Raw genomic sequence first — 25,615 nt, 5'->3', positions numbered from 1 at the left:
GTTCGTCCGGGCCGAAGCTCACTCCAGCCGCTCCCGCAGGGGGGCGATCAGGTCATGCGCGGTAAGGTCGGCGCGCATCGGCGTCACCGAGACGTGACCCTCGAGATTGGCGGCGACATCGGTGCCGGGCGCGGTCGGAACGTTCTGCGGCCCGCCCGTGACGTAGAGGAACCGCCGCCCCGAGGGCGAGACATGCGGCATCACGCGGTGATCGGTCTCGGACCGCCACCCCTGGGCGGTGACGCGCAGGCCCTTGACCGCCGCGGCCGGGCAGGGCGGAAAGTTGACGTTGTAGAACAACCGGTAATCGGCGCTGTCCCACTCGGCCCCGTTGAGAAGGGTGCGCACCGTGTCGGCGCCGATCCCGCGCGCGCTGTCGAACATGTCCTCGAGCGCGACATTGTCGGGGCCGATATACTGGCTGAGCGCGATGGCGGGCAGACCCTGGAGCGCCGCCTCCATCGCGCCGCCGATCGTGCCGGAATAGAGCACGTTCTCGGCCGCGTTGTTGCCGCGATTGACACCCGACAGCACGAGGTCGGGTCGTTCGGGCATGATGTCGTGGACCGCGGCCAGCACGCAATCGGCCGGCGAGCCCTCGACCGCGTAGCGGCGCGGTGCCAGCTCGGCCACCATCGTCGGCCGGGTATAGGAGATGCAGTGCCCGACGCCCGATTGCTCGAAGGCGGGCGCGATGGTCCAGACCTCGCCCGCGGGCCCGGCCACGGCCTGCGCGATCTCGGTCAGCACGGTCAGGCCCGGCGCGTTGATGCCGTCGTCATTGGTGATGAGTATGCGCACGTCACGGCCCCGTTCTCGAGTTTCCCGCCCCTGTTAGGCGAGGGGCGAACGGGCGGCAAGCAAAGGGCGCGCGCTGCGCCCGCGGCGGGCGGTCAGTGAGTATTTAGGGAAACAGAGAAACCCCGCTCAGAGCAGCGCCAGCAGCCGCGCCGCCTCGTCGGCGGGGGAGGCGAGCGGCGCGCGATCCTCGCCGGGAAAGAACCGCGCGCGGGTCGCGGTCGGCATCGGGGCGGGCGCGAGGATCGACACGCGCGGCCCCGTGGTCGCCGTCTCGGCCGCCCAGGAGCGCGCGATGGCCATCTGCGCGGCCTTGCTGGCCCCGTAGCTGCCGAAGAACTTGGCGCCCGCGCGGTCGTCGTCGAAGAACACCGCGCGGCCCTCGGGCGCGGCCCGCAGCAGCGGCTCGACCATGCGGATGAGCGTCGCCGTGGCCGTGGCGTTGACCGCGATGCTCTTGTCCCAGTCCTTGGCCGCGACATGGGCCGCGGGCGCGAGGGGGGCGGCATGGATCGCGGTGTGCATCCACAGGTCGAGATGGCCCCAGCGGTCGTGGATGCCGCGGCACAGATGCGCCATCGCGTCCGCGTCGGTCACGTCCATGGGCGCAAGCGTCGCCGATCCGCCCGCCGCCTGGATGCGGTCGTCGAGTTCCTCGAGCGCGCCGGTGGTGCGGGCGACCGCGACGATGTGCCAGTCGGGCGCGAGCGCCTCGGCCATCGCGGCGCCGAGACCGCGCGAGGCGCCGGTGATGAGAGCGAGTTTCGTCATGGCGCGCGTCATGCGTCCGCGCGGCCCGAATGGCAAGGGCGCTTGACCTCGGAGGCGCGGGGCGAAACAACGAGACAGCCTTCCCCAAGGAGTGAGAGATGACCCACGACACCCCCCTTCTTCGCCCCGGCGACCGCGCGCTCTGGCAGCAGGGCGCAATGGTTCTCGCGGGAACCGTGCTGATCGCGCTGGCCGCTCAGGTCAGCATCCCGATGTGGCCGGTGCCGATGACGCTGCAGGGGCTCGCGATCCTCGTGGTGGGCCTGTCGATGGGCCCCCGCCTCGGCGCGGCCACGCTGGCCGCATATCTCGCGCAGGGGGCCGCGGGCCTTCCCGTCTTTGCCAATGGCGCGAGCGGGCTGGCATACATGGCGGGGCCGACCGGCGGGTTCCTGCTGGGCTTCGTCGCGATGGCCTACATCGCGGCTCTCGGCGCGCGCGCGGGCCTTGCGGGGATGCTGGCGGCATCGGTGGGTGCGGCGGCGGCGCTGTATCTGCCGGGGCTGGCATGGCCCTATGCGGTGGCCTCGGGGCTGGGGATCGACGCGGGCTGGGCCTCGACCCAGGCCGGCGCGCTCTGGTCAGGCTGGATGGCGCCTTTCCTGCTGGGTGACGCGGTCAAGGCCGTGCTGGCCGTGCTGATCGTGGCGGGCGGGCGCAGCGCCCTCCGCCGCTGACGCGTCGAAAGGCCGTGCGGCGCCGCCCCTCGGGGCGGCGTTCGCGTTTCGCGGGCCGCGTTACTCGGCGGCTTCCTTCAGGCGGAAGCCCTGCGCGATCCGGTCCGAGGGTGCCACCGGGTAGTCGCCCGAGAAACAGGCATCGCAATATTGCGGCGAGGCGTTGTCGCGGCCCGTGGCCTCGCCCACCGCGCGATAGAGCCCGTCGAGCGAGATGAAGCGCAGCGAATCGACGCCCAGATGGGCGCACATCTCGTCCTCGGACATGCTGGCGGCCAGTAGCTTCTCGCGCTCGGGGGTGTCGACGCCGTAGAAACAGGGCCAGGCGGTCGGCGGGCTCGCGATGCGGAAATGCACCGCCGCCGCGCCCGCATCGAGCAGCATCTCGCGGATCTTGATCGAGGTCGTGCCCCGCACCACCGAATCGTCGACCAGCACGATGCGCTTGCCCCGGATCAGCGCGCGATTGACGTTGAGCTTGAGCCGCACGCCCATGTTGCGGATCTGCTCGGTCGGCTCGATGAAGGTACGCCCCATATACTGGTTGCGGATGATCCCCATGGCATAGGGAATGCCCGATTCCTGCCCGTAGCCGATGGCCGCGGGCGTGCCGCTATCGGGCACCGGGCAGACGAGGTCGGCCTCGACCGGGGCCTCGCGGGCAAGCTCCACCCCGATCTGGCGCCGCGTCTCGTAGACCGACCGCCCGCCGAGGATCGAATCGGGGCGCGAGAAATAGACGTGCTCGAAGATGCAGAACCGCGGCTTTTGCGGGGCGAAAGGGCGGTGCGACAGCACCTCGCCATCCTCGATCACCACCATCTCGCCCGGCTCGATCTCGCGCACGAACTCGGCCCCGATGATGTCGAGCGCGCAGGTCTCGGAACTCAGCGCCCAGCCATCGCCCAGCCGGCCCAGCACCAGCGGCCGCACGCCCAGCGGATCGCGCACGCCGATCAGCTTGGTGCGGGTCATGGCCACGATGGAAAAGGCCCCGTCGACCCGGCGCAGCGCATCCTGCATCCGTTCGACCACGCGCCGTTGCAGCGATCGCGCCATCAGGTGGATGATGCATTCGCTGTCGCTGGAGCTCTGGAAGATCGAGCCCGCCGCGATCAGCTCGCGGCGCAGAGCCTCGGCGTTCACGATGTTGCCGTTATGCGCGATGGCCGCGCCGCCCATCGAGAACTCGCCGAAAAAGGGCTGCACGTCGCGGATCTGGGCATGGCCCTTGGACCCGGCCGTGGAATAGCGCACATGCCCGATGGCCAGCGACCCCGGCAGCGTATCCATCAGCGATTGCTTGGTGAAATTGTCGCGCACGTAGCCGAAACGCCGGGCCGAGTTGAACCCGTGGGCGAGATCGTGGCTGACGATGCCGCCGGCCTCCTGGCCGCGATGTTGCAGCGCATGCAGCCCGAGCGCCACGAAATTCGCGGCCTCGGCCATGCCGGTGACGCCGAACACGCCGCATTCCTCGTGCAACGCATCGTCATCGTCGCGCGAGGCGAAGGGATGGAGTGGAAAGGAGGCGGGCATCGACGGCGCTCCGTTGGCGGGACGTTAAGGTGCAGTAGGCCGGATCGCGCCCGGAGTCAGCCCCGAAGGCCGTGCAATTTGTCGTGGGGGCAGGCGCGCGCGCTGTGGCCGGATCGGCGCTTTTCCGCGGCTCGCGCGGATGTGAGCGCGCAGGGCGTTGGTGGAACGCTATCTCGGCGGTTAGAGACGATGCGATCGGCAGGATGCCGCCGCAGTGAACGAGGAGTGATTACCCATGACGGATCGGACCAACCGCGGGATCGGACGCCGCGGACTGCTTCTGGGGGCGGGCGCCTTCGCGCTGGCGGCCCCTGGCATCGTCAGCGCGCAGTCGCTGTCGGGCAACATCGCGCGGCGCAACATGTCGGCGTTCAAGATGCAGCGTTGGGAAGATCACTTCGAACAGCTCGGCCGCGTCACGCTGGTCGCCGATACCCAGGGCCGCGCCCTGCATTGGTGGAGCGCCGACGGCAGCGATTACCGCATGTACCCGACCTCGGTGCCGATGACCGAGGAACTGACCCGTCGCGGCTATACCGAGGTCGTGCGCAAGGCCGTGGCGCCCACGTGGCGGCCGACCGCCTCGATGCTCGAGCGCGACCCGACCCTGCCGCGCGTGGTCGAGGGGGGCGATCCGCTCAACCCGCTGGGCACCCATGCCATGTATCTGAGCTGGCCCGCCTACCTGATCCACGGCACGCAGGACACGCGCAAGATCGGGCGCCGCTCGTCCTCGGGCTGCATCGGCACCTATAACGAGCTGATCGCCCAGATCTACGAGATCACGCCGGTGGGCGCGCAGGTCCGGCTGGTCTGACGGCGCTCAGCCAAAGGGCAGCACGGCCCATATCGACCACAGCGCGGCGAGGCTGGCGGCGACGCCCGCCAGCGTCAAAAGCCCGTCGCGCAGGGTCAGCGCCAACCCGTTGAGCCCGATGGCCGCGAAAGGCGCCAGCGCCGCAAAGGGCACCACCTCGAGCGGGGGCAGCGTCGCGGCCAGCACGAGGCAGATCCCCGCCACGACGCGGCGCGCCACCTCGCCCGCCGCCCATTCCAGCCGCTGGCCGAAATGGCGGTCGATCCAGCCCGCGGGCTTGCGCAGCCGCGCCACCGAGCCCCTCAGCCGATCGTCGCCGACCGACCGCCGCCGCAGAAAGCCCGGCAGCCACAGGTGATTGCGCCCGATCAGGATCTGCACCGACAGCATCGCGACGAACAGCCCGATCACGCTGGGCATGCCGGGGATGCCGCCCACGGGCGTCGCGCCCAACGCACCCGGCAGGAAAAGCATCACGCCCGGACCGCGCGGGCCGATCCGCTCGACCACATCCCCGAGGGAGACCTCGGATTCCTGGCCGGCCAGCTCGTCGAGATCGTCGAGAATGTCCGATATGTCCTGGGCCATGCGCTCTCCGGGCCTGTGCTTCGTCACGAAAGGCCAATGATCGCCGACGCCGGACGTTCCGATGGCGGCCGCGGATGCCGGCGCGGCCCCGCGCCCTATGTCGCGGGGCGGACCGCCCCGAACGGGGCCTCAACAGGAGCGACCAGATGACCACCCGCCGCACCTTCCTGGCCACGGGCGCCGCCACGCTCGGCGCCGTCACCGTCCTGCCCTTTGCCGCCCGCGCCGCGGGCGAGGCCGACCGCTACCCGGTCGATGGCGGCGAGATCGTCGTGCATCCCGTCAGCCACGCGAGCCTCGTGCTCGAGACGCCGGCGGGCACGATCTATGTCGATCCGGTGGGCGAGCCCTCGGCCTATGACGATTTCCCCGCGCCCGACCTGATCCTCATCACGCATGAGCATGGCGACCATTACGCGGTCGACACGCTTCAGGCGCTGACCGAGATGCGGACCCAGATCCTCGCCAACCCGGCCGTCTACGACATGCTCCCGCAAGAGCTCAAGGCGCAGGCCGTCAAGATCGCCAATGGCGGCACCACCGAGATGCTGGGCCTGCCCATCGAGGCGGTGCCGGCCTACAATCTCACCGAGGGGCGGCTCGATTTCCACCCCGAGGGCCGCGACAACGGCTATGTGCTGACCATCGGCGGACGCCGGGTCTATATCTCGGGCGACACCGAAGGCACGCCCGAGATGCGCGCGCTCGAGGATATCCACATCGCTTTCGTGTCGATGAACCTGCCCTTCACCATGGATGCCGAACAGGCCGCCGATGCCGTGGCCGCCTTCCAGCCCGATTACGTCTATCCCTATCACTACCGCGGCCGCGACGGCGGCACGCAGGATCCCGCCGAATTCGCGCGGCTCTTGGGCGAGGCGGATGCCGAGACCGAGGTGCGGATGGGCGAATGGTATCCCGGCGGGCTCGAAGGCTAGGCGCTCGGGGCATTTTCCTCCGGTCAAATATCCTCGGGGGGAGGCGCGCGGACCGCGCGCCGGGGGGCAGACGCCCCCCATGCCCCGGCCGGGCGGCGCGGCGTCAGATCGGATAACGCTCGAGCACCTCGTAGATCGCGCCATCGGCATCCAGCCGCGAGCGGAAGAGCGTGATTTCGGGCACCATGACGGGGTCGAGCCGGAAATCCCCATGCGCCGAAAGAAACCGCCCCAGCCGGGCAAGCTCTTCGGGCGGTGCGCTGCGCGAAAACCGCGCCAGCGTCACATGCGGCACGAAACGGCGATGCGGCAGCGCGATGCCGGCGCGCCGCACCACGGCCGCGACCTTGGCCTGGAGATGCACGAGCTCCGGGGTCGCGCGCACCGCGGCGTGAACCGATCGCGGCGGATCGGTGCCGAATGTCGCAAGCCCCGCGATCTCGACCGCGGGGTGGGGCACGCGCAAGGCTTGCAGATCGAGGTCGAGATCGGTCAGCCGCGGCAGGTCCACCTCGCCCAGAAAGCTCAGCGTGACATGCAGGTCGTCCTCGTCGATCTGCCGCCCGGCGCGCAGCCTGTCCTGCAGCCGCGACAGGGCGTCCCGCGTCGCGTCGGGCAACTCCAGGGCGATGAAGGTGCGCATGAAACCTCGGCCGATGGGCCTGCCGCCAAGCGGGCAGGGAGCAGAGCCTAGCCGCCCGCGGCGGCGCGTCAACGCGCGGCGCGCGCTACCCGCGCCGCTGGCGCTCGACCCGCCGCTCACGCCGCAGGGTCAGCACGATGGCCAGCACGGCGGCGGCCGAACTGGCCGTCATCAGCAGCAAGAGCGGCATCGCCGTGTCGCTGCCCGCCAGCAGGAACCCCGCCAGCGCCGAAAGCGCGGCGCCGCCCCCGATCATGATCGCGCCGCCCAGCCCCGAGGCGGTTCCGGCCAGGTGCGGCCGCACCGACAGCATCCCGGCCGTGGCATTGGGGATGACCAGCCCGTTGCCCAATCCCACGAAGCTCATGAACCCGAAGAACGCCGCCGGCCCGCCGATGCCCGCGGCCTTGACCGCGACGGCGACCGAAAGGCCCGCGAGCGTCACCAGCGTGCCCCAAAGCACCATGCGCGGCACGCCCATCTGCTCCGAGAACCGCCCCGAGACGCCGTTGCCGACGAGATAGCCGACCGCGGGCGCCCCGAAATAGAGCCCCAGCATCGTGGGCGACAGCCCGTAGACGGTCGAGCCGACATAGGGCGCGCCGCCGAGATAGGCGAAGAACGCGCCCGAGGCCGCGGCGTTGGTGGCGGCATAGCCCCAGAACCGGGGCGAGCGCAAAAGCCCCGGATACTCGGCCACCTGCGCGCGGAACCCTCCGACCATGGGCTTGGCGGTCTCGCCCATATCGGCGCGGATCAGCACCAAGGCCGCGACGCCCAGCACGGCGAAGGCGGTGAAATTGGCCCGCCAGCCGAACAGGTCGTCGAGCACGCCGCCCAGCGCCGGCGCCATCATCGGCGCGACGGACATGCCCATCGTCACCCAGGCGATCATCGAGGCCGCGCGGTTCTGCGCATACATGTCGCGGATCGCCGCGCGCGGCAGCACGAAACCCGCGACGATGGCCGCCTGCATCAGCCGAAAGACCAGGAAAACCTCGATCGTGGTCGCGAGGATGCAGCCCACCGAGGCCAGCACGAAGATCGCCACCGCGATCAACAGCACCCTCCGCCGCCCGTAGCGATCCGACAGCGGCCCGAGGAACAGTTGCAGCACCGCGTTCACGCCGAGATATCCCGCGACCGAGATCTGCATGATCCCGTAGCTGGTATCGAAGAACGCGGTCATGTTCGGCAGCGACGGCAGGAACAGGTTCATCGACAGCGCCGAAAGCGACGTGACGAGGATCAGCGTCGCCAGCGACGGCGGGGTCGAGCGGTCGAGAAAGCGCACCGGCGCAGGGGTGGGGGCGTGGGTCATGGCCGGCACCTAACGCCCTCGGCGCGGGTATGTCGATGGCGTGCGGCACGGGGCACGCGCTGCGGGCTTTCCCCGCGCAGGGCCGCCCGCTAGGGTCGGGCGACGCAATCGGACGGCAGGGAGAGGTCGGCGGCGATGAAGGATATCCTGAACCAGCTCGAGGCGCGGCGCGCCGAGGCCCGGCAGGGCGGCGGCGCCCGGCGCGTCGACGCCCAGCACGCCAAGGGCAAGCTCACGGCGCGCGAACGGATCGACCTGCTGCTCGACGACGGCTCCTTCGAAGAGTTCGACATGTTCGTCACCCACCGTGCCACCGATTTCGGCATGGCCGACAGCAAGATCCCCGGCGACGGGGTGGTGACGGGCTGGGGCACGATCAACGGCCGGCAGGTCTATGTCTTCAGCCAGGATTTCACCGTGCTGGGCGGGTCGCTTTCGGAAACCCACGCGCAAAAGATCTGCAAGGTCATGGATATGGCGATGCAGAACGGCGCGCCGGTGATCGGGCTCAACGATTCGGGCGGCGCGCGCATCCAGGAGGGCGTGGCGAGCCTCGCGGGCTATGCCGAGGTGTTCCAGCGCAACATCATGGCCTCGGGCGTGGTGCCGCAGATCAGCGTCATCATGGGCCCCTGCGCGGGCGGCGCCGTCTATTCTCCGGCCATGACGGATTTCATCTTCATGGTGCGCGATTCGAGCTACATGTTCGTCACCGGCCCCGACGTGGTGAAAACCGTCACGAACGAGGTCGTCACCGCCGAAGAGCTGGGCGGGGCCACGACCCATACGCGCAAGTCCTCGGTCGCCGACGGGGCCTTCGAGAACGATATCGAGGCGCTGATCGAGGTGCGCCGCCTCGTCGACCTGTTGCCTGCCAACAACCGCGCGAAACCGCCCCTGCGCCCCTTTTTCGACGATCCCGAGCGGATCGAGCCCAGCCTCGACACGCTGATCCCCGACAACCCGAACACCCCCTACGACATGAAGGAGCTGATCGCCAAGATCGCGGACGAGGGCGATTTCTTCGAGATACAGGCCGAGTTCGCCCGCAACATCCTGACGGGCTTCGTCCGGCTCGAGGGGCGGACGGTGGGCGTCGTGGCCAACCAGCCGATGGTGCTCGCGGGGTGTCTGGATATCGACAGCTCGCGCAAGGCCGCGCGGTTCGTGCGGTTCTGCGACGCCTTCGAGATCCCGATCCTGACGCTGGTGGACGTGCCCGGATTCCTGCCCGGCACGGGGCAGGAATACGGCGGCGTCATCAAGCACGGCGCCAAGCTGCTCTTTGCCTATGGCGAGGCGACGGTGCCCAAGGTCACGGTCATCACCCGCAAGGCCTATGGCGGGGCCTATGACGTCATGTCCTCCAAGCATCTGCGCGGCGACCTGAACTATGCCTGGCCGACGGCCGAGATCGCGGTGATGGGCGCGCGGGGCGCGACCGAGATCCTCTATCGCTCGGAACTGGGCGAGCCCGACAAGATCGCCGCGCGCGCCGCCGAGTACGAGCGCAATTTCGCCAACCCGTTCAAGGCGGCCGAGCGCGGCTTTATCGACGAGGTCATCATGCCCCAGTCGACGCGCCGCCGGGTCTGCCGCGCCTTTGCCTCGCTGCGCGGCAAGCGGCTCGAGAACCCGTGGAAGAAACACGACAACATCCCGCTCTGATCGACCCGGCGCGTGGTGCGCCGCCTTGCGCGGCGGCCACACCGGGCGGGGCAGGGCGCGGGACCGCTTGCCCGGCCGCCCGGCGCCGCGCTAGGCTCGGCTCGACCGATATCACGGGACCGCGACCGATGCGCCTTGCCGCCGCGACATTCGCCAGCCTCGCCGCCCTGGCGCCCGCCCCCGCGCTTTACGCAACCACCGCGGTCGACGCGATCCGCACCCCCTCGGGACTGACGGTCACGTTTCACGACGTGGTGACGGATGCGCCGGGGCTGGGGCTGGCCTACCGGTTCCGCTTTGTCGCGCCCGATCTCGACCCCGCCGCCGATTACGTCACGACCGAGGCCGACCTGGTCTGGCTTTGCCATGCCTTCGCGCTGCCCCGGCTGGCCGAGATCGGCCCGGCGCCCGACCGCATCATGATCTCGCTTGCCGACCGGCCGGTGCCCTTCGGCGAAACCGCCCCCGAAGCGGTGCAATTCTTCGAGGCCTATGCCCTGCAGGGAACGGAATGCGTCTGGCAGGGGTTCTGATCGGCGCGGTTCCGCCGGTCCGGCGCGCGGTCGGCGGAAAAACACCTGCCGCCGCCCGCGCTTCGGGCTAAATGCCGCGCAGGGTCGGATTCGGCCCTGTAACGAGAATCGGGGCGCGCGATGGACGGGCCCCTGCACACGAGATTGAGGAACAGTAGATGAAACATGCACTCAAGATTACCCTGGCGCTGAGCGTCCTGTCGGTCGCCGCGGCCTGCGCCAAGAAGGTCGAGCCGATGGCGCCCGTGGCCCCCGCGCCCGTGGTCATGGAAGAACCGACCTACTCCAAGTACTGAGACGACAGGCTTGGCGGGCGGTCCGTCCGCCCGCCAGACCCGAAGGCCCGTTCATGGAAAAGCATCGCGGATTTCCCGGCCGACTGCCGGGGACCGATTACCAGTTCGTCATCCGCCGCGCGAACCCCAAGGGGGCCACGCCGCTGATCCGGCGCGAGCGTCACGCCGACCGCCGCCCCGCCGACCGCCGCGCCGACGAGGGGTTTCTATGGGCGCTCTGGACCCATTTCGGCCCCGAGCCGTTCGAGCGCGGCAATCTCGATGCGGGCCGGCTGTCATGGCTTCTGGGCCGCGAGGTGGTGGCCGTCGACGACCCGTTCGACCCCGAAAGCTACGAGGCGCGGCTGCGTGTCGACGAGGCGGCGACCCGCGCCTCTTTTCCCGCTCTGATCGAGTGATCCCGCCCCGTGCCGGAACCCGCCCCCGGCGGACCGTGTTCGGTGGCTGTAAGTCAACAAACCGGAGCTTTACCATGACCCGTCTCGCCCTTGCCGCCCCCGCCCTTCTCGTGGCCGCCGTCCTTTCGGGCTGCGTCAGCGACGACGAACTCGCCTCGGGCGGCATCGGCGCCGCGGGCGGTGCCGTGATCGGCGAGATCGCTGCCGATGCGCCGCTGGCCGGTGCCGCGGTCGGCGGAACCGCCGGTGTTCTGGCCGAGTGACATCGACATCCCCGTGGCCCGCGCCATCGCGGCCGGGCCACGGGATGCGGCGCGCGCCCGGTCCCTCCCCCTGCGGCCGCGCGCCGGACTCCCCCCCTTACGCCACGATCTGACGCCGCGTTGTCGGTGCTGAGCCGCTAACGCAGTTGCTCCGCCCCCTTGGGCCGTGCCATCTGCAACAGGGCGACAAGGAGCTTCGGGATGAGATCGGCGACCATTCTTGCATTGATGCTGGGCGCGAGCCTGTTGGCGGGCTGCGTGGCGACCCCGGTTTCGGGCGTCAACACGGTTCGAGCGACCGCACCGCCGGTCGACCCCAACGATCCGTGCAACGGCGTGCCGCCGCAAATCTGCCCGCGCTGACGCGCCTGTCCGGGGAGGGACCGATGTTCAAGAAGATCCTGATCGCGAATCGGGGCGAGATCGCCTGCCGTGTCATCAAGACCGCCCGCCGCATGGGGATCGCCACAGTCGCGATCCATTCCGACGCGGATCGCAGCGCGCTCCATGTGCGCATGGCCGACGAGGCGGTGCATATCGGCCCCGCGCCCGCCAACCAGTCCTATATCGTCATCGACCGGGTGATGCAGGCCATCCGCGACACCGGCGCCGAGGCGGTGCATCCCGGTTATGGCTTCCTGTCCGAGAACCCCCGCTTTGCCGAGGCGCTGGCCGCCGAGGGCGTGGCCTTCATCGGGCCGCCCGTGGGCGCGATCGAGGCCATGGGCGACAAGATCACGTCCAAGAAACTCGCCGCCGAGGCCGGTGTCAGCACCGTGCCCGGCCATATGGGCCTGATCGAGGATGCCGACGAGGCCGCGCGCATCGCCGCCGGGATCGGCTATCCGGTGATGATCAAGGCCAGCGCGGGCGGCGGCGGCAAGGGAATGCGCATCGCCTGGAACGACGACGAGGCGCGCGAGGGCTTTCAGTCGTCGAAGAACGAGGCGGCGAGCTCGTTCGGCGACGACCGCATCTTCATCGAGAAATTCGTCACCCAGCCCCGCCACATCGAGATCCAGGTGCTGGCCGACGGGCATGGCAACTGCATCTACCTGGGCGAGCGGGAATGCTCGATCCAGCGCCGCAACCAGAAGGTCATCGAAGAGGCCCCGTCGCCCTTTCTCGACCCCGAGACCCGCGCCCGCATGGGCGAGCAGGCCGTCGCGCTGGCGCAGGCGGTGGGCTATACCAGCGCGGGCACGGTCGAGTTCATCGTCGACGGCGACCGCAACTTCTATTTCCTCGAGATGAACACCCGCCTCCAGGTCGAACACCCCGTGACCGAGCTCATCACCGGCGTCGACCTGGTCGAGCAGATGATCCGCGTGGCCGCGGGCGAGAAACTCGCGCTTGGCCAGGACGACGTGACCCTGACCGGCTGGGCCATCGAATCGCGGCTCTATGCCGAAGATCCCTATCGCGGCTTCCTGCCCTCCACGGGGCGGCTCACGCGGTATCGCCCGCCCGCCGAGACGGCCGCGGGGCCCATGGTCGCCTCGGGCAAATGGGTGGGGCAGGATGACGGCGCATCGCCCGTGGGCGAGGATGCCGCGATCCGCAACGATACCGGCGTGTTCGAGGGCGGCGAGATCTCGATCTACTACGACCCGATGATCGCCAAGCTCTGCACCTGGGCGCCCGACCGCGCGCAGGCCATCGAGGCGATGCGCGTGGCGCTCGACGCCTTCGAGATCGAGGGGATCGGGCATAACCTGCCGTTCCTCTCGGCGGTCATGGATCACCCGCGCTTTGTCTCGGGCGAGATCACGACCGCCTTCATCGCCGAGGAATATCCCGACGGGTTCGCGGGCGTGACCCCCGACGAGACCGCGCGCCGCCGCATCGCCGCCGCCGTGGCCGCCATGGCGCGGGTGGGCGAGATCCGGCGCGCCCGCATCTCGGGGCGGATGGACAATCACGAGCGGACCGTGGGCGATGACTGGGTCGTGTCCATCGCGGGCGCGCTGCTGCCCGTCACCATCGCCGCCGACCGCGACGGGGCGACCGTGCGGTTCGAGGACGGGACGACGCATCGCGTGGCGTCGGACTGGCGGCCGGGCCAGCCGCTCGCACGGCTCGACGTGGACGGCGCGCCGCTGATCCTCAAGGTGGGCAAGATCACCGGCGGCTACCGGGTGCGCAGCCGCGGCGCCGATCTCGATGTGCGGGTCTACACCCCCCGACAGGCCGAATTGCTGGCCCACATGCCCGAGAAATCCGACGCCGACACCTCGCGGATGCTGCTCTGCCCGATGCCGGGGCTGGTGGTCAGACTGCATGTCGGCGAGGGGGATGAGGTCCAGCAGGGCCAGGCGCTCTGCACCATCGAGGCCATGAAGATGGAGAACATCCTGCGCGCCGAACGCCGCGGCACGGTCGCCCGGATCAACGCGGCCGAAGGCGACAGCCTCGCGGTGGACGCCGTCATCCTCGAGTTCGAGTAGGGGCGGGCCATGTCCGCGCTGGGCGAGATCCTGTCAGATCCGCGCCTGTGGCAGGCGGTGATCGCCGGAGCCTTCGTCGCGGCGGGCTGGATCGTGAACGGCGCGCAGAACCGGCGCGCGGCCGACAGGCTCCGCCGCGAACGGCTGCGCGACGTGCACCGGGCGCTCTATGCCGAGATCAAGCACAACCTCGCCAATCTCGACAGCGCCGCCGCCCTGACCGAGTTCGCGACGCCGGTTCTGCAACGCATCGTCGAGGACGATTTCGTGCCCTTCGTGCCGCGCGAACGCAACGACGCGGTGTTTCGCACCGTGCTGCCCGAGATCCATGTCTTGCCCCGCGTCACCATCGACCCGGTGATCCGCTATTACAGCCAGTTGGCCGCCCATGATGCGCTGGTCGAGGACATGCGCGGCGACAGCTTCAAGGTGATGGAGGCCGAGCGGCGCGCGGCGATCTATGCCGATCTCATCGCCATCAAGATTGCGCTGGTGTCATACGGCGAAGAGGCGACCGACGTGATCGCCGCCTATGCCGAGGGCGGCAAGCCGGCCGCGCGCGCCGCCCAGCGCGGGCGCGATCAATAGCTCGGGCGCGGGCCGTTGCGTCCGTCGCGGGGGATGCGCGGGGGGGTCTTGTCGGTCGTCATGGCGTGACCTCTCTCGTGACCGTCACGAGATATATAGGCAGGGCACGCGCCGGCGGCAATCAGCGTCGCTCGCGGATTTCGCGCTGGCGCATCGGCATCTTGTCGATGCTGCGCGTCAATTCGCGAACATCCCACGGAAACGGCTTGCGCAGCTTGACCTCGCCATCCTTGCCCAGCAGCGCCAGCATGAAGCCGCGCGGCCGCAGCCGCTGGCGGATCGCCGACCGGCCCTCGGGGTCGGTATCGGTGATGACCACCACGTCGCGCAACGCGAGCTCGTCGATGCGGTCGCGCAAAAGTGCTACCTGTTCGATGAAGGCCGGGTCCTGCGGCGCATCGGCAAAGATCACGACCGGGCGCGCCACCCATTTGAACGCATCGAGCGATACCTCCGCGGCTTCGAAGATCGTGGTCGCATCGGCCTGCCACCGGGCGAGCGGCGTCAGGGCGGTCTCGTCGCCCGCGGCCTCGGCGGCGGTGGTGTCGACGGCGAGAACCGGCGCGGCTTCCTGCGCAAACACCGGGACAAGGGCCGTGGCGGACAGTATGCAAAGCGCGGGGAGCAGGGCGTTTTTCGTCATGGATCGAATATAGTCACGCCCTCGACAAAAACGAAGCCCCGCGCCACGCTGACGCGGGCGAAGCTTGGGAGACAGGGCATGGATGACTGGAAGGCCCGCGCGGCGCGCGAACTCAAGGGCCGCGACCCCGACACGCTGACATGGGCCACGGCCGAGGGCATCGACGTGGCCCCCGTCCACGGCCCCGAGGACGCGCAGGGCCATGACCACATGGGCGCCATGCCGGGCGAGCCGCCCTTTACCCGCGGCGTCAAGGCGACGATGTATGCCGGCCGGCCCTGGACGATCCGCCAATATGCGGGCTTTTCCACCGCCGAGGAATCCAACGCCTTCTACCGCCGCGCACTTGCCGCGGGGCAGCAGGGCGTGTCGGTGGCCTTCGACCTGGCGACCCATCGCGGCTATGACAGCGATCACGAACGGGTCGAGGGCGACGTGGGCAAGGCGGGCGTCGCCATCGACTCGGTCGAGGACATGAAACTGCTCTTCGACGGTATCCCGCTGGGCGAGGTCAGCGTGTCCATGACCATGAACGGCGCGGTGATCCCGGTCCTGGCCAGCTTCATCGTTGCGGGCGAGGAACAGGGCGTCGACCGCGCGGCGCTGTCGGGAACCATCCAGAACGACATCCTCAAGGAGTTCATGGTCCGCAACACCTATATCTATCCGCCCGAGCCCTCGATGCGGATCGTCGCCGACATCATCGACTATACCATGACCGAGATGCCGCGGTTCAACTCGATCAGCATCTCGGGCTACCACATGCAGGAGGCCGGCGCGAACCTCGTTCAGGAACTCGCCTTCACCCTCGCCGACGGCAAGGAATACGTGAAGACGGCGATGGCGCGCGGGCTCGATATCGACCGTTTCGCCGGCCGGCTGTCGTTCTTCTTCGCCATCGGCATGAACTTCTTCATGGAGGCCGCCAAGCTGCGCGCCGCGCGGTTCCTGTGGCACGAGATCATGACCGAGCTCGGCGCGCGCGACGACCGCTCGAAGATGCTGCGCACCCATTGCCAGACCTCGGGCGTCAGCCTCGCCGAGCAGGATCCCTACAACAACATCGTGCGCACCGCCTACGAGGCGATGAGCGCGGTGCTGGGCGGCACGCAGTCGCTGCACACCAACTCCTTCGACGAGGCCATCGCGCTGCCCACCGATTTCTCGGCTCGCATCGCGCGCAACACCCAGCTCATCCTTCAGAACGAGACCGGCGTGACCCGCGTGGTCGACCCGCTGGCCGGCTCTTACTATGTCGAGAAACTGACCGCCGATCTGATCGACAAGGCCCGTGCCCTGATGGCCGAGGTCGACGGGCTGGGCGGGATGACGCAGGCCGTCGCCAGCGGGATGCCCAAGCTTAGGATCGAGCAGGCCGCCGCCGAGAAACAGGCGCGCATCGACCGCGGCGAAGAGGTGATCGTCGGGGTGAACCGCTTCCGGCTCGAGCGCGAGGACGATCTCGATATCCGCGTGATCGACAATGCCGGTGTGCGCGAGGCCCAGGTCGCTCGTCTCGCCCGCCTGCGCGAGACCCGCGACGCGGCGGCCTGCGCGGCCGCGCTCGACGCGCTCGAGGCGGGGGCGCGCGATGGCGGCAACCTTTTGGCGCTGGCGGTCGAGGCCGCCCGCGCCCGCGCCACCGTGGGCGAGATATCCTCGGCGATGGAGCGGGTCTTCGGCCGCCACCGCGCCGAGATCCGCACCCTGTCGGGCGTCTATGGCGCGGCCTACGAGGGCGATGCGGATTATGCCGCGATCCAGGCCAGGATCGACGATTTCGCCGAGGCCGAGGGCCGCCGCCCGCGCATCCTCGTCGTCAAGATCGGGCAGGACGGCCACGACCGCGGCGCCAAGGTCATCGCCACCGCCTTTGCCGATATCGGCTTCGACGTGGATGTGGGGCCGCTGTTCCAGACCCCTGACGAGGCCGCGCAGGACGCCATCGACAACGATGTGCATGTCGTCGGCCTGTCGAGCCAGGCGGCCGGCCACCTCACCAACGCGCCCCGCCTGATCGAGGCGCTGCGCGCGCAGGGCGCGGGCGATATCCTCGTGATCTGCGGCGGCGTGATCCCGGTCTCGGACTATGCCGCGCTGCGCGAGGCGGGGGTCGCCGCCATCTTCGGGCCGGGCACCAATATCCCCGAGGCCGCGTCGCGGGTGATCGACCTGATCCGGGCGGCGCGGGCATGACCGTCATCGACCATATCGTGATCGTGGCCGATGACCTCGCCCGTGGCGCGGCCGCGGTCGAGGCGGCGCTGGGCGTCGCGATGCAGGCCACCGGGCGCCACGCCGCGATGGGCACGCATAACCGGCTGCTGTCGCTCGGCCCCGATGCCTATCTCGAGGTGATCGCCATCGACCCCGACGCCCCGGCGCCCGACCGGCCGCGCTGGTTCGACCTCGACCGGGTGAGCGGGCCGCCGCGGCTGGCGCAATGGGTCGCGCGGGTCGACGATCTCGACGCCGCGCAGGCGGGGCTGCCGTTTTCCACCGGCACGCCGATGGCGTTTTCGCGCGATGCGCTCGAATGGCGGATGGCGGTGCCCCCCGATGGCGTGCTGCCCTTCGACGGGGTCGTGCCCGCGCTGATCGAGTGGCGGCGCGGCATGGCCTCGACCGCGTTGCCCGATAGCGGGTGCCGCCTGCGGATCCTGACACTGCGCCACCCCCGGATGCACGAGATCCGCACCGCATGGCCGGGGCTCGCCGCCATTCCGGGGGTCGAGACCGCGTCGGCCGCCGCGCCCGCCCTGGCCGCCGCCATCGAGACGCCCGACGGGCTTCGGCACCTGCCGGCGGGGCCGCTCGACGGCTGAGCCGGGCGCGGCCCGCGGGCTGCGCAATGGCCTCGCGGGCGCCGGCGCGACCCGCTAGGATGCGCCCATGTCGATCTGGTCCCGCATCACCGCCGCCATCTCGGCCCTCGCCTCGGGCGAGGGGCTGGCCAGCGTCTTTGACCGCTTGCGCGGCGCGCCCGAGCATTCGGTGGGCTTTACCATCGCCGTGATCGCCCTCGGCGCAAAGATGGCCAAGGCCGACGGCCGCGTGACCCGCGACGAGGTGACCGCCTTTCGCGAAGTCTTTGCCATCCCGCCCCGCGACGAGGCGGCGGCGGCGCGGGTCTTCAACCTCGCCCGTCAGGACGTGGCCGGGTTCGAGGAATATGCCGCACGTATCGCCCGCATGTTCGGCCCCCGGAGCCCGCTGCTGGGCGATCTGCTCGAGGGGCTGTTCCATATCGCCGTGGCCGATGGCAGCTTTCACCCCGACGAGGATGCGTTCCTGCGCCGCGTGCACGAGATCTTCGGCCTCGAGGACCGGAGCTTTCGCAGCATCCGCGCCCGTTTCGTCCCCGATGCCGCCCCCGACCCCTACGAGGTGCTGGGCGTCGATCCCGACACGCCGCTGCCCGAGATCCGCGCATCATGGCGGCAGCTCGTCCGCGACACTCATCCCGACCGCATGATCGCCCGCGGCGTCCCCGAAGAGGCCGTGCGCCTGGCCGAGCGGCGTCTGCGCGCGGTCAACGACGCCTGGGAAACGGTCCAGCGCGAACGGGCCGCCTGATCCGCGGGGCCTCGGGCCGGGTATGAGTATTTGCGGAAACAGAGAAGGGCGGGGCTTTTCGCGACGAAGGGGCGCGCTAGATCGACCGTCATGAGACACGCGATCATCCTTGCCGCCCTTCTCGGGGCGATGGCCGCGCCGGTGGCGGCGCAGGAGGGGACGACACCCGCCCCCGCCGAGCCGCGCGGCAACGACGTGCAGGAAGGGCTCGACCAGTTGTCGGAGGGCGCGCGCACGCTGCTGCGCGGCCTCATGGGCGAGGTCGAGCCGCGGATGCGCGAACTGGCCGAGGCGCTCGAGGCGTGGGATTTCGAGGGGCTCAACCTCGACGATCTCGGCCGCTACCACCCGCCCGAGGTCCTGCCCAACGGCGACATCATCCTGCGCCGCAAGGTTCCGCTGCCCGTGCCGCCGGGTCCGATGGAGACGCCCGGCGAGGATGGCGAGGTCGAGCTCTAGCCCGCCGCCTCGGCCCGGCGTCGCAGCCGCTTGACCTGGGTCTGGGCGCCCAGCGCATCGCTCAGGGCGTTGAACCGCGCCTCGGCCACCTCGGTGAACAGGTCCTGCGCCTCGTCGGTCAGCCACAGCTCCAGCACGCGCTTCTTCGGGAACCACCGCAATTCGCCCTTGGAAATAGGCGCCGCGCTGGAAAACATCGCGCCGAAGCGCATGGCGCGGCCCAGCACCTCGGCCTCGGCGCGCTCCGTCTCGTCGAGGATCGACACCGTCTCCATCAGCCGCGTGCCCTCGCGCGAGCCCTTGTAGCGGTGCAGAAGCGCAAGCCCCAGGAACACCCGTTCGCGATGCGTCAGCCCGCCCAGATTGGCGCGCGTGGCGCTGTCGAAGCAGGCCTCGTGGCGATAGTCGGGATGGGCGCGCCAGTTCACGTCATGCAGCAGGCAGGCCGCGCGCACGATGCGCAGCCGCTTGGTGCCGTCGCCCTTGAACAGCGGCTCGATGAAGTGGAATAGCGCCCGGCCGAAGCCCGGCTGGCGCGCGTCCTTCTGCTCCATGAAGCGGCAGGCCTCGATCAGGGGGTCGCGCTCGCGCAATTCCTGCGGCATCTGGTCCCACAGCACGCCCTCGCGGATGCCGTAGCTCGAGATGGCGAGTTCGCGCGGCTTGAGCGCCCGCGTCACCTCGCGCAGCACCAGCCCCGCAAGCGGGATCAGCGCCATCCGCGCCTCGCCGATGCCGGTCTGCGCCCGGAGCGTGTCGATGCCCGTGGCGTCGATATATTTTACCGTCTCGCGCACATCGGTCGGTGTCATGCGGTATTCGTGAAGCACGTTCAGCGGGTAGCCGCGCCGTTCCATGTCGATCCGCGCGATGGCGCGCCACGATCCGCCGACGAGAAAGAGCCGTTTCTCGCCCACCCCGATCCGCTGGGCCAGCTCGGCCACCGTCGCGCGGACCAGCGCCTTGACCGCCTTGCGACCGCCCTTGACCGATTGCAGCCTGAGCGGGCCCAGGGGCGAGGTCACACGCTCGCCCACCTGGCCGTCCGACACGCGGGCAAGCTCCATCGACGAGCCGCCGATATCGCAGACCACCCCCTTGGCGCCCGGCCAGCCCACGAAAACGCCCTGCGCCGAAAGCCGCGCCTCCTCGCAGCCGTCGACAACCTCGATGCGCAGCCCCGTCGCCGCCTCGAGCTCGGCGCGATAGGCGGGGCCGTCCTCGGCGTCGCGCATCGCCGCCGTCGCCACGCAGATCACCGGCCCGGCCTTCATGTCGCGCGCGAGATGGGCGAACCGGCGCAAGGTGGCGAGCCCGCGCGCCTTGCCCTCGGGGTTTAGCCGCCCGGTTTCGCCGGTGCCCTGGCCCAGACCGGCCATGACCTTTTCGTTGAAGAAATAGGCGGGCGAGCGGGCGGCCCCGTCGAACACCACCAGCCGGATCGAGTTCGATCCGATGTCGATCACCGCCACCCGGCTGACCGATCGCGCGGTCGGGGAATCGAAGATGGGTTTGCCGTATGGCCCGAATTCATCCTTCACAGGCGCCATCGTGCGGATCCCTTGCAAGCGGGGTCACCTTTCACAAGCGCGCCGCCGGGGTCAATCCGCCGGGCCCGCCTGGTCGTCGGAATGGGCCAGCGCGGGCACATCGGAGGCGCCGGCCGAGCCGCGCCCCGACAGCGACGGGTTCTCGAGAAAGAACCGGTGGCACGAAAAGGGCCGCGCGCCGGGCAAAGGCGCGGGCCGCTCGAAGGCGCCATCGGGGCGCAGCACCCAGCTTTGCCGCGTATCGGCCATGTTGGCGGCCATGATCTGCGACACGATCTGCGCCTTGACGGTGGGGTTGGTGCATTCGACCATCGCCTCGACCCGACGGTTGAGGTTGCGCCCCATCCAGTCCGCCGACGAGATCCAGACCCGCGCCTTTTTCGACGGAAGCTCCTTGCCGTTGGCAAAGCAGACGATGCGCGAATGTTCGAGAAACCGCCCGACGATGGATTTCACGCGGATATTCTCGGACAGACCCTTGATGCCGGGCCGGATGCAGCAGATCCCGCGCACCACGAGGCTGATCCTGACCCCCTTGGCGCTGGCGGCATAGAGCGCGTCGATCACGTCGACCTCGGTCAGGGCGTTCATCTTGGCCCAGATCGCCGCGGGCTTGCCGGCCTCGGCGTTGCGACCCTCGGTCTCGATCAGGTCCAGAAGCGTCTGCTTCAGCGTAAAGGGCGAGAAGGCGAGGTTCTCGACCTCTTCGGGCAGGGCATAGCCCGAGAGGTAGTTGAACAGCTTGGTGCTGTCGCGGCCCAGCGCCGGGTCGCAGGTGAAAAAGCTGAGATCGGTATAGATGCGCGCGGTGATGTGGTGATAGTTGCCGGTGCCGAAATGCGAGTAGGTCACGAGGTTCGCGCCCTCGCGGCGCACCACGGTCGACAGCTTGGCATGGGTCTTGAGGTTGAGAAACCCATAGACGACATGCACGCCCGACCGCTCCAGCTTGCGGGACTGGCGGATATTGGCGGCCTCGTCGAAACGGGCCTTGAGCTCGACCAGCGCGGTCACGGATTTGCCCGCCTCGGCCGCCTCGCAAAGCGCGGCGACGATGGGGCTGTCTGAGGACGTGCGATAGAGCGTCTGCTTGATCGCCACCACGTCGGGGTCGGCGGCCGCCTGCGCGAGGAACCGCACCACCATGTCGAAGGTCTCGTAGGGGTGGTGCAGCAGCATGTCCTTTTGCCGGATCGCCGCGAACATGTCGCCGTCATGGTCCTGCACGCGCTCGGGCACGCGGGGCTGGAAGGACGGCCAGAGCAGGTCGGGACGTTCGCGCAGGACAAGTTCCGACAGGTGCGCCACGCCGATCAGCCCGTCGGTCTCGACGGTCTCGCTATCCTCGACGGGCAGTTTCTCCATGATGATCTTTTTCAGCGCGCGCGGTGCCCCGGCCGAGATGTTGAGCCGCACGACCTCGCCCCGCCGCCGCCGTTTCAGCGCCACCTCGAAGCCGCGCACAAGATCCTCGGCCTCGTCCTCGACCTCGAGATCGCTGTCGCGCAGAACCCTGAAATTGCACGAGCTTTCGACATCGTAGCGCGGGTAGAGCAACCCGATATTCAGCAGCAGCATATCCTCAAGCGGCAGGAACCGGTGCTGCCCGTCGGGCGCGTCCAGCCGGATGAACCGGTCGATCTGCTGCGGGATCGGCAGGAGCGCGCGCAGCGTCCGCCCGTCCTCGCGCCGGCGCAGTTGCAGCGCGAGGCTGAACCCCGTCGAGGGGATGAACGGGAAGGGATGCGCGGGGTCGATGGCCAGCGGCGACAGGATCGGAAAGACGCGCTCGAGAAAGATGGCGCGCAACGCCGCGCGGTCGTCGTCGGTCAGGTCGTCGCGGCGCAGGATGGCGATGCCCTCGGCCGCCATCAGCTTGCGCAGATCGGCATAGACATGCTGCTGCTCGTTCATCAGCCGGCGCGCATCGGCGTTGATGAGCGCAAGCTGCTCGCCCGGCGTGCGCCCGTCCGCCCCCGGCTTGGTCGATCCCGCGCGATAGAGTTCGCGCAGCCCGGCCACGCGCACGGTATAGAACTCGTCGAGATTGGTGGCCGAGATCGACAGGAACCGCAGCCGTTCCAGCAGCGGCACTTCGGGGTTCTCGGCCTCTTCGAGAACGCGCCAGTTGAAGGCGAGCCAGCTCATCTCGCGGTTGAAATAGCGCTCGGGTCCGGCCAGGTCCTCGGCGTCGCGATCGGCGGGCGCGGGAAAGCCCGATTTGAGGAAATCGGTCTCGGTCGCGACCGCGCCGCCGGTCCCGGTCTCGACCACGTCCCTGCTCATGCCCGCCCCCCGCTGCCGCCTGCCGCGCCACCTGCGCGGCCCTCGCGCTCATCGTAGCGCGCCAGCGCCTCGCGGGCGAGGGGCACGGTGATCTTCTTGCCCCGCTCCAGCGCCAGCCGGTCGAGCTCGGCCACGATCCAGGCCGCAGCCTCGGCGCTGCGCACCATCCGCGCCACGAGGTAATCGCCAACCCGCGGCGAGGCCCGGATCGAGCGGTCGGCGAAATGCTTGGCCAAAAGCGCGCCAAGCAGCGCATCGTCGGGCGGGTCGAGCCGCAGCAGCGGCGCCGCGCGCAGCCGGCTCGACAGGTCGGGCAGGGCGATGGGCCAGCGCGCCGGCGCCTCGCGCCCGGTAAACAGCAGCCGCCCCCCTTCGGGCAGGCTCAGGTTGTGCAGGTGGAACAGCGCGGCCTCGGCCCGGCGCACCCCGCCCACGGCCGGCACGTCCTCGATCACGATGCGCCCGGCCCGCGCCAGCGTCGGCACGTCGAGCCGCACGAGGTCGGCGGCCGGCACGATCACGGCGCCCGTCTCTTCGGCCCAGACATGGGCGAGATGCGTCTTGCCCGACGCCTCGGGGCCAGACAGCACGGCCTTGCCCGACCGCCAGGTCATCTCGGCGCCCAAAAGCTCGACCGCGCGGGCGTTGCTTTCGGTGACGACGAAATCCTCCCGGCCCAGGGCGCGTCGCACGGGCAGGTCGAAGAGAAGCTGACGCGCGCTCATCGCGGGCCGGGCCCCTCCCCGGACTGCCCGTTCGCCCCGGCGTAAAGCGCGCTGTCGCGGTAACGCTGCGTGGCAAAGCGCGCGATGACGCCCATCGCCGCGGCAACGGGCACGGCCACCAGCAACCCGACGAAACCGAACAGCGCGCCGAAGGCCGACAGCGCGAAGAGCAGCCAGACGGGATGCAGCCCGACCGAGCTTCCGACCAGCTTGGGGGTCAGGAAATTGCCCTCGACGAACTGGCCCGACTGAAAGATCGCCCAGACCGCGATGATCCAGAACCAGTCGCCCCAGAACTGGAACAGCGCAAGCCCGATGGCCAGGACCCCGCCCACCAGCGCGCCGACATAGGGGATGAAGGTCAAAAACCCCGCGATGGCCCCCACGACGATGCCGAATTGCAGCCCAACCAGCGCCAGCGCCGCGGCGTAATAGACGCCGAGGATCAGGCAGACCGTGCCCTGTCCCCGCACGAAGGAGGCGAGCGTGCGGTCGATCTCGCCCGCCAGCCGCCGGATCGTGGGCGCGTGTTCGCGCGGCAGCAGCTTGTCGACCTCGGCCACCATCCGGTCCCAGTCGAGCAGCATGTAAAAGGCCACGACCGGCACCACCACGAACAGAAGCAGCGTGTTCAGCACCCCCGAAAGCGACGCGACCACCCCCTCGACCAGCATCCCGGCACGCGCGCGCAGCGCCGAGGTGGCCGTCCCGAGCATCTGCTCGAGCGCCGCGTCGAGATCGGCGAAGCCGGGGAATTTCTGCAGCAGCGCGGGATGCGTCTCGGCCAGCCAGAGCTGGAATATCTCGAGCCGCGCGGGCAACCGCTCGATGATGACCGCGAGCCGCTCGATCAGCGACGCCCCCTGCGAGATCAGCAGCGGGATCAGCACCAGCACGGCGGCGAGAAAGATCAGGATGGACAGCACCGTGATGATCGCCACCGCCAGCGTGCGCCCCAGCCCCAGCGCCTCGAGCCGGTCGGCGATCGGGTCGAGCGCATAGGCGATGGCCATGCCCAGCACGAAAGGCAGGATCACGCCGCCCAGCCACCACAGCAGCACCATCGCCAGAAGCGCCGCGGCACCCCAGTATTTAAGCTGATCGCGAACGGGCAGGGCCATGGGTCGCCTCGAATGTGAGAAGCCCTCTCTTCTCACGCGAACGGCCCCGCCTTGCAAGCCTCGCCAATGTCGCGCGGCACGGCTAGGACGGGGCCATGAAACAGGTGATCTGCATCAACTGGGGCACGAAATACGGCGCGCCCTTCGTCAACCGGCTCTACGCGATGGTCGCGCGCAACATCACGCCGCCGTTTTCCTTCACCTGCTTTTGCGACGATCCCGCGGGCTTCCGCCCCGAGATCGCGACCGAGCCGCTGCCGCCCATCGATTACGAGCTGCCCACGGGGGGGCCGGGGATCTGGCCCAAGTCGCGGCTCTGGGGGCCGCGGCTGGGGTCGCTGTCGGGGCCGGTGCTGTTTCTCGACCTCGACCTGCTCATCCGCGACAGCCTCGACCCGTTCTTTGCCCAGGGCGCGCCCGAGGACGTGATCCTCGCGCGCAACCAGTCCACCCCGTTCGAGCGCCTGGGCCAGACCAGCGTGTTCCGCTTTCCGGTGGGCGGGCTCGTCGCGCTCCAGGACAAGTTCCGCGCCGACCCCCACGGCATCGCCGCCCGCTACCGCTTCGAGCAGCGTTTCGTGACGCGCAACGTGCCGGGCGGGGTCAAGCTCTTTCCGCGCGAATGGGTCGCGCATTTCCGGCAGGATTGCCGCTGGCCCTTTCCGCTGAATTACGCGCTTGCCCCGTCCGAGCCCGACCGCGCGCGCATCGTGATCTTTCCCGGCGGGGTGCATCCCCAACACGCCATCGAAGGGCGCTACGGCGCGATCCACCGCGCGGGATCGCCGCTCGAGCACATCGCCCGCGCGTTTTCCCCCGACCGCCCCGAGCCCCTGGGCAAGCACCTGCGCCACTACATGCGGCCGGCGGAATGGGTGGCGCGCTACTGGCGCGAATGACCGCGCCTTTCTTCTCTTTTTCAAATACCCAAGGGTCGCGACGCTTGCCGGCCCGCGGCCCTTGGCCTAAT

At 69.6% G+C, this 25,615-nt stretch carries 27 protein-coding genes; 16 read left to right on the top strand and 11 right to left on the bottom strand.

Going from position 1 to position 25,615, the window contains the following annotated elements; genetic code table 11:
• Positions 1-18 precede the first annotated feature (18 nt).
• Both surE and E2L08_RS06555 read right to left on the bottom strand, forming a co-directional pair.
• The gene (surE, locus tag E2L08_RS06560) at positions 19-801 is read right to left on the bottom strand and encodes a 5'/3'-nucleotidase SurE (protein WP_133396270.1); all 783 of its coding nucleotides are present in this window, start codon (positions 799-801) and stop codon (positions 19-21) included.
• A 126-nt stretch (positions 802-927) separates the two neighbouring features.
• Positions 928-1,569: an SDR family NAD(P)-dependent oxidoreductase gene (locus tag E2L08_RS06555; RefSeq protein ID WP_133396269.1), complete on the bottom strand. Its 642-nt coding sequence runs from the start codon at positions 1,567-1,569 to the stop codon at positions 928-930.
• 98 nt (positions 1,570-1,667) lie between these two features.
• Between E2L08_RS06555 and E2L08_RS06550 the strand changes: the two genes are divergently transcribed.
• Positions 1,668-2,246: a biotin transporter BioY gene (locus tag E2L08_RS06550; RefSeq protein ID WP_133396268.1), complete on the top strand. Its 579-nt coding sequence runs from the start codon at positions 1,668-1,670 to the stop codon at positions 2,244-2,246.
• A gap of 60 nt (positions 2,247-2,306) precedes the next feature.
• On the opposite strand, the gene purF is transcribed toward E2L08_RS06550, so the two are convergent.
• Complete coding sequence (gene purF, locus E2L08_RS06545) at positions 2,307-3,785, bottom strand: amidophosphoribosyltransferase (RefSeq protein ID WP_133396267.1); 1,479 nt, start codon at positions 3,783-3,785, stop codon at positions 2,307-2,309.
• Between the two features lie 235 nt (positions 3,786-4,020).
• Between purF and E2L08_RS06540 the strand changes: the two genes are divergently transcribed.
• The gene (locus E2L08_RS06540; RefSeq protein ID WP_133396266.1) at positions 4,021-4,602 is read left to right on the top strand and encodes a L,D-transpeptidase; all 582 of its coding nucleotides are present in this window, start codon (positions 4,021-4,023) and stop codon (positions 4,600-4,602) included.
• A gap of 6 nt (positions 4,603-4,608) precedes the next feature.
• Here the strand turns inward: E2L08_RS06540 and E2L08_RS06535 are convergent, their stop codons facing one another.
• On the bottom strand, positions 4,609-5,190 hold the full coding sequence (locus E2L08_RS06535; protein WP_133396265.1) for an exopolysaccharide biosynthesis protein: 582 nt from the start codon (positions 5,188-5,190) through the stop codon (positions 4,609-4,611).
• A 146-nt stretch (positions 5,191-5,336) separates the two neighbouring features.
• Here E2L08_RS06535 and E2L08_RS06530 point away from each other — a divergent pair, with 146 nt between their 5' ends.
• Positions 5,337-6,128 carry an MBL fold metallo-hydrolase gene (locus E2L08_RS06530; protein ID WP_133396264.1) on the top strand — a complete coding sequence of 264 codons (792 nt, stop codon included), beginning with the start codon at positions 5,337-5,339 and terminating at the stop codon, positions 6,126-6,128.
• 103 nt (positions 6,129-6,231) lie between these two features.
• On the opposite strand, the gene thpR is transcribed toward E2L08_RS06530, so the two are convergent.
• Both thpR and E2L08_RS06520 read right to left on the bottom strand, forming a co-directional pair.
• On the bottom strand, positions 6,232-6,771 hold the full coding sequence (gene thpR / locus E2L08_RS06525; protein WP_133396263.1) for an RNA 2',3'-cyclic phosphodiesterase: 540 nt from the start codon (positions 6,769-6,771) through the stop codon (positions 6,232-6,234).
• 85 nt (positions 6,772-6,856) lie between these two features.
• Entirely contained in the window at positions 6,857-8,092 is a 1,236-nt protein-coding gene (locus E2L08_RS06520; protein ID WP_133396262.1) for a multidrug effflux MFS transporter, read from the bottom strand.
• Positions 8,093-8,227: 135 nt separating this feature from the next.
• Between E2L08_RS06520 and E2L08_RS06515 the strand changes: the two genes are divergently transcribed.
• The 8 genes from E2L08_RS06515 (at position 8,228) to E2L08_RS06490 (ending at position 14,285) form a co-directional block, all read left to right on the top strand.
• The gene (locus tag E2L08_RS06515) at positions 8,228-9,760 is read left to right on the top strand and encodes an acyl-CoA carboxylase subunit beta (RefSeq protein ID WP_133396261.1); all 1,533 of its coding nucleotides are present in this window, start codon (positions 8,228-8,230) and stop codon (positions 9,758-9,760) included.
• A 128-nt stretch (positions 9,761-9,888) separates the two neighbouring features.
• Entirely contained in the window at positions 9,889-10,293 is a 405-nt protein-coding gene (locus tag E2L08_RS06510) for a DUF6497 family protein (RefSeq protein WP_240758136.1), read from the top strand.
• 158 nt (positions 10,294-10,451) lie between these two features.
• Entirely contained in the window at positions 10,452-10,589 is a 138-nt protein-coding gene (locus tag E2L08_RS16970; RefSeq protein ID WP_168771068.1) for a hypothetical protein, read from the top strand.
• A 53-nt stretch (positions 10,590-10,642) separates the two neighbouring features.
• Entirely contained in the window at positions 10,643-10,987 is a 345-nt protein-coding gene (locus E2L08_RS06505; RefSeq protein WP_133396260.1) for a hypothetical protein, read from the top strand.
• 74 nt (positions 10,988-11,061) lie between these two features.
• Positions 11,062-11,250 (top strand): hypothetical protein, encoded by a 189-nt coding sequence (locus tag E2L08_RS06500; RefSeq protein WP_133396259.1) that lies wholly within the window; start codon positions 11,062-11,064, stop codon positions 11,248-11,250.
• A gap of 201 nt (positions 11,251-11,451) precedes the next feature.
• Positions 11,452-11,613 (top strand): hypothetical protein, encoded by a 162-nt coding sequence (locus E2L08_RS16965; protein ID WP_168771067.1) that lies wholly within the window; start codon positions 11,452-11,454, stop codon positions 11,611-11,613.
• Between the two features lie 23 nt (positions 11,614-11,636).
• Entirely contained in the window at positions 11,637-13,697 is a 2,061-nt protein-coding gene (locus E2L08_RS06495) for an acetyl-CoA carboxylase biotin carboxylase subunit (protein ID WP_133396258.1), read from the top strand.
• Positions 13,698-13,706: 9 nt separating this feature from the next.
• Positions 13,707-14,285, top strand: coding sequence for a hypothetical protein (locus E2L08_RS06490; protein WP_133396257.1), 579 nt, complete (start codon positions 13,707-13,709; stop codon positions 14,283-14,285).
• Positions 14,286-14,406: 121 nt separating this feature from the next.
• Here E2L08_RS06490 and E2L08_RS06485 read toward each other — a convergent pair whose 3' ends face one another.
• On the bottom strand, positions 14,407-14,928 hold the full coding sequence (locus tag E2L08_RS06485; RefSeq protein ID WP_133396256.1) for a DUF4174 domain-containing protein: 522 nt from the start codon (positions 14,926-14,928) through the stop codon (positions 14,407-14,409).
• Positions 14,929-15,006: 78 nt separating this feature from the next.
• Between E2L08_RS06485 and scpA the strand changes: the two genes are divergently transcribed.
• From scpA to E2L08_RS06465, 4 genes are all read left to right on the top strand, one after another.
• Positions 15,007-17,124, top strand: a complete 2,118-nt coding sequence (gene scpA, locus E2L08_RS06480) for a methylmalonyl-CoA mutase (RefSeq protein ID WP_133396255.1) — start codon at positions 15,007-15,009, stop codon at positions 17,122-17,124.
• A complete protein-coding gene (locus E2L08_RS06475; protein ID WP_133396254.1) occupies positions 17,121-17,753 on the top strand; it encodes a VOC family protein in 633 nt (210 codons plus the stop codon). The genes scpA and E2L08_RS06475 overlap by 4 nt, the downstream gene beginning before the upstream one ends.
• A 67-nt stretch (positions 17,754-17,820) precedes the next feature.
• Positions 17,821-18,504: a molecular chaperone DjiA gene (locus E2L08_RS06470; RefSeq protein WP_133396253.1), complete on the top strand. Its 684-nt coding sequence runs from the start codon at positions 17,821-17,823 to the stop codon at positions 18,502-18,504.
• Positions 18,505-18,594: 90 nt separating this feature from the next.
• On the top strand, positions 18,595-18,963 hold the full coding sequence (locus tag E2L08_RS06465) for an AAA+ family ATPase (protein ID WP_133396252.1): 369 nt from the start codon (positions 18,595-18,597) through the stop codon (positions 18,961-18,963).
• Here E2L08_RS06465 and E2L08_RS06460 read toward each other — a convergent pair.
• From E2L08_RS06460 to E2L08_RS06445, 4 genes are read right to left on the bottom strand one after another with little or no spacing between them, the layout of a single operon-like run.
• Entirely contained in the window at positions 18,960-20,513 is a 1,554-nt protein-coding gene (locus tag E2L08_RS06460; RefSeq protein WP_133396251.1) for a Ppx/GppA family phosphatase, read from the bottom strand. The genes E2L08_RS06465 and E2L08_RS06460 overlap by 4 nt on opposite strands.
• A gap of 51 nt (positions 20,514-20,564) precedes the next feature.
• Positions 20,565-22,799 (bottom strand): RNA degradosome polyphosphate kinase, encoded by a 2,235-nt coding sequence (locus E2L08_RS06455; RefSeq protein WP_133396250.1) that lies wholly within the window; start codon positions 22,797-22,799, stop codon positions 20,565-20,567.
• Positions 22,796-23,524, bottom strand: coding sequence for an HdaA/DnaA family protein (locus E2L08_RS06450; RefSeq protein ID WP_133396249.1), 729 nt, complete (start codon positions 23,522-23,524; stop codon positions 22,796-22,798). The genes E2L08_RS06455 and E2L08_RS06450 overlap by 4 nt, the downstream gene beginning before the upstream one ends.
• Complete coding sequence (locus tag E2L08_RS06445) at positions 23,521-24,645, bottom strand: AI-2E family transporter (RefSeq protein ID WP_133396248.1); 1,125 nt, start codon at positions 24,643-24,645, stop codon at positions 23,521-23,523. The genes E2L08_RS06450 and E2L08_RS06445 overlap by 4 nt, the downstream gene beginning before the upstream one ends.
• 95 nt (positions 24,646-24,740) lie before the next feature.
• Between E2L08_RS06445 and E2L08_RS06440 the strand changes: the two genes are divergently transcribed.
• The gene (locus E2L08_RS06440) at positions 24,741-25,544 is read left to right on the top strand and encodes a glycosyl transferase (RefSeq protein ID WP_133396247.1); all 804 of its coding nucleotides are present in this window, start codon (positions 24,741-24,743) and stop codon (positions 25,542-25,544) included.
• Positions 25,545-25,615 lie beyond the last annotated feature (71 nt).

The organism is Palleronia sediminis (genome assembly GCF_004358695.1).
GTDB classification, from domain to species: Bacteria; Pseudomonadota; Alphaproteobacteria; order Rhodobacterales; family Rhodobacteraceae; genus Palleronia; species Palleronia sediminis.
Note: the sequence above shows the minus strand (reverse complement) of the source record. Positions and strands in the feature narration are given on the sequence as shown.

What these genes read in the sequence shown, in the direction of transcription:
- E2L08_RS06555 (WP_133396269.1), bottom strand. Translation starts at nt 1,569, where the DNA reads ATGACGAAACTCGCTCTCATCACCGGCGCCTCGCGCGGTCTCGGCGCC.
- E2L08_RS06550 (WP_133396268.1), top strand. Translation starts at nt 1,668, where the DNA reads ATGACCCACGACACCCCCCTTCTTCGCCCCGGCGACCGCGCGCTCTGG.
- purF (WP_133396267.1), bottom strand. Translation starts at nt 3,785, where the DNA reads ATGCCCGCCTCCTTTCCACTCCATCCCTTCGCCTCGCGCGACGATGAC.
- E2L08_RS06540 (WP_133396266.1), top strand. Translation starts at nt 4,021, where the DNA reads ATGACGGATCGGACCAACCGCGGGATCGGACGCCGCGGACTGCTTCTG.
- E2L08_RS06535 (WP_133396265.1), bottom strand. Translation starts at nt 5,190, where the DNA reads ATGGCCCAGGACATATCGGACATTCTCGACGATCTCGACGAGCTGGCC.
- E2L08_RS06530 (WP_133396264.1), top strand. Translation starts at nt 5,337, where the DNA reads ATGACCACCCGCCGCACCTTCCTGGCCACGGGCGCCGCCACGCTCGGC.
- thpR (WP_133396263.1), bottom strand. Translation starts at nt 6,771, where the DNA reads ATGCGCACCTTCATCGCCCTGGAGTTGCCCGACGCGACGCGGGACGCC.
- E2L08_RS06520 (WP_133396262.1), bottom strand. Translation starts at nt 8,092, where the DNA reads ATGACCCACGCCCCCACCCCTGCGCCGGTGCGCTTTCTCGACCGCTCG.
- E2L08_RS06515 (WP_133396261.1), top strand. Translation starts at nt 8,228, where the DNA reads ATGAAGGATATCCTGAACCAGCTCGAGGCGCGGCGCGCCGAGGCCCGG.
- E2L08_RS06510 (WP_240758136.1), top strand. Translation starts at nt 9,889, where the DNA reads ATGCGCCTTGCCGCCGCGACATTCGCCAGCCTCGCCGCCCTGGCGCCC.
- E2L08_RS16970 (WP_168771068.1), top strand. Translation starts at nt 10,452, where the DNA reads ATGAAACATGCACTCAAGATTACCCTGGCGCTGAGCGTCCTGTCGGTC.
- E2L08_RS06505 (WP_133396260.1), top strand. Translation starts at nt 10,643, where the DNA reads ATGGAAAAGCATCGCGGATTTCCCGGCCGACTGCCGGGGACCGATTAC.
- E2L08_RS06500 (WP_133396259.1), top strand. Translation starts at nt 11,062, where the DNA reads ATGACCCGTCTCGCCCTTGCCGCCCCCGCCCTTCTCGTGGCCGCCGTC.
- E2L08_RS16965 (WP_168771067.1), top strand. Translation starts at nt 11,452, where the DNA reads ATGAGATCGGCGACCATTCTTGCATTGATGCTGGGCGCGAGCCTGTTG.
- E2L08_RS06495 (WP_133396258.1), top strand. Translation starts at nt 11,637, where the DNA reads ATGTTCAAGAAGATCCTGATCGCGAATCGGGGCGAGATCGCCTGCCGT.
- E2L08_RS06490 (WP_133396257.1), top strand. Translation starts at nt 13,707, where the DNA reads ATGTCCGCGCTGGGCGAGATCCTGTCAGATCCGCGCCTGTGGCAGGCG.
- E2L08_RS06485 (WP_133396256.1), bottom strand. Translation starts at nt 14,928, where the DNA reads ATGACGAAAAACGCCCTGCTCCCCGCGCTTTGCATACTGTCCGCCACG.
- scpA (WP_133396255.1), top strand. Translation starts at nt 15,007, where the DNA reads ATGGATGACTGGAAGGCCCGCGCGGCGCGCGAACTCAAGGGCCGCGAC.
- E2L08_RS06475 (WP_133396254.1), top strand. Translation starts at nt 17,121, where the DNA reads ATGACCGTCATCGACCATATCGTGATCGTGGCCGATGACCTCGCCCGT.
- E2L08_RS06470 (WP_133396253.1), top strand. Translation starts at nt 17,821, where the DNA reads ATGTCGATCTGGTCCCGCATCACCGCCGCCATCTCGGCCCTCGCCTCG.
- E2L08_RS06465 (WP_133396252.1), top strand. Translation starts at nt 18,595, where the DNA reads ATGAGACACGCGATCATCCTTGCCGCCCTTCTCGGGGCGATGGCCGCG.
- E2L08_RS06460 (WP_133396251.1), bottom strand. Translation starts at nt 20,513, where the DNA reads ATGGCGCCTGTGAAGGATGAATTCGGGCCATACGGCAAACCCATCTTC.
- E2L08_RS06455 (WP_133396250.1), bottom strand. Translation starts at nt 22,799, where the DNA reads ATGAGCAGGGACGTGGTCGAGACCGGGACCGGCGGCGCGGTCGCGACC.
- E2L08_RS06450 (WP_133396249.1), bottom strand. Translation starts at nt 23,524, where the DNA reads ATGAGCGCGCGTCAGCTTCTCTTCGACCTGCCCGTGCGACGCGCCCTG.
- E2L08_RS06445 (WP_133396248.1), bottom strand. Translation starts at nt 24,645, where the DNA reads ATGGCCCTGCCCGTTCGCGATCAGCTTAAATACTGGGGTGCCGCGGCG.
- E2L08_RS06440 (WP_133396247.1), top strand. Translation starts at nt 24,741, where the DNA reads ATGAAACAGGTGATCTGCATCAACTGGGGCACGAAATACGGCGCGCCC.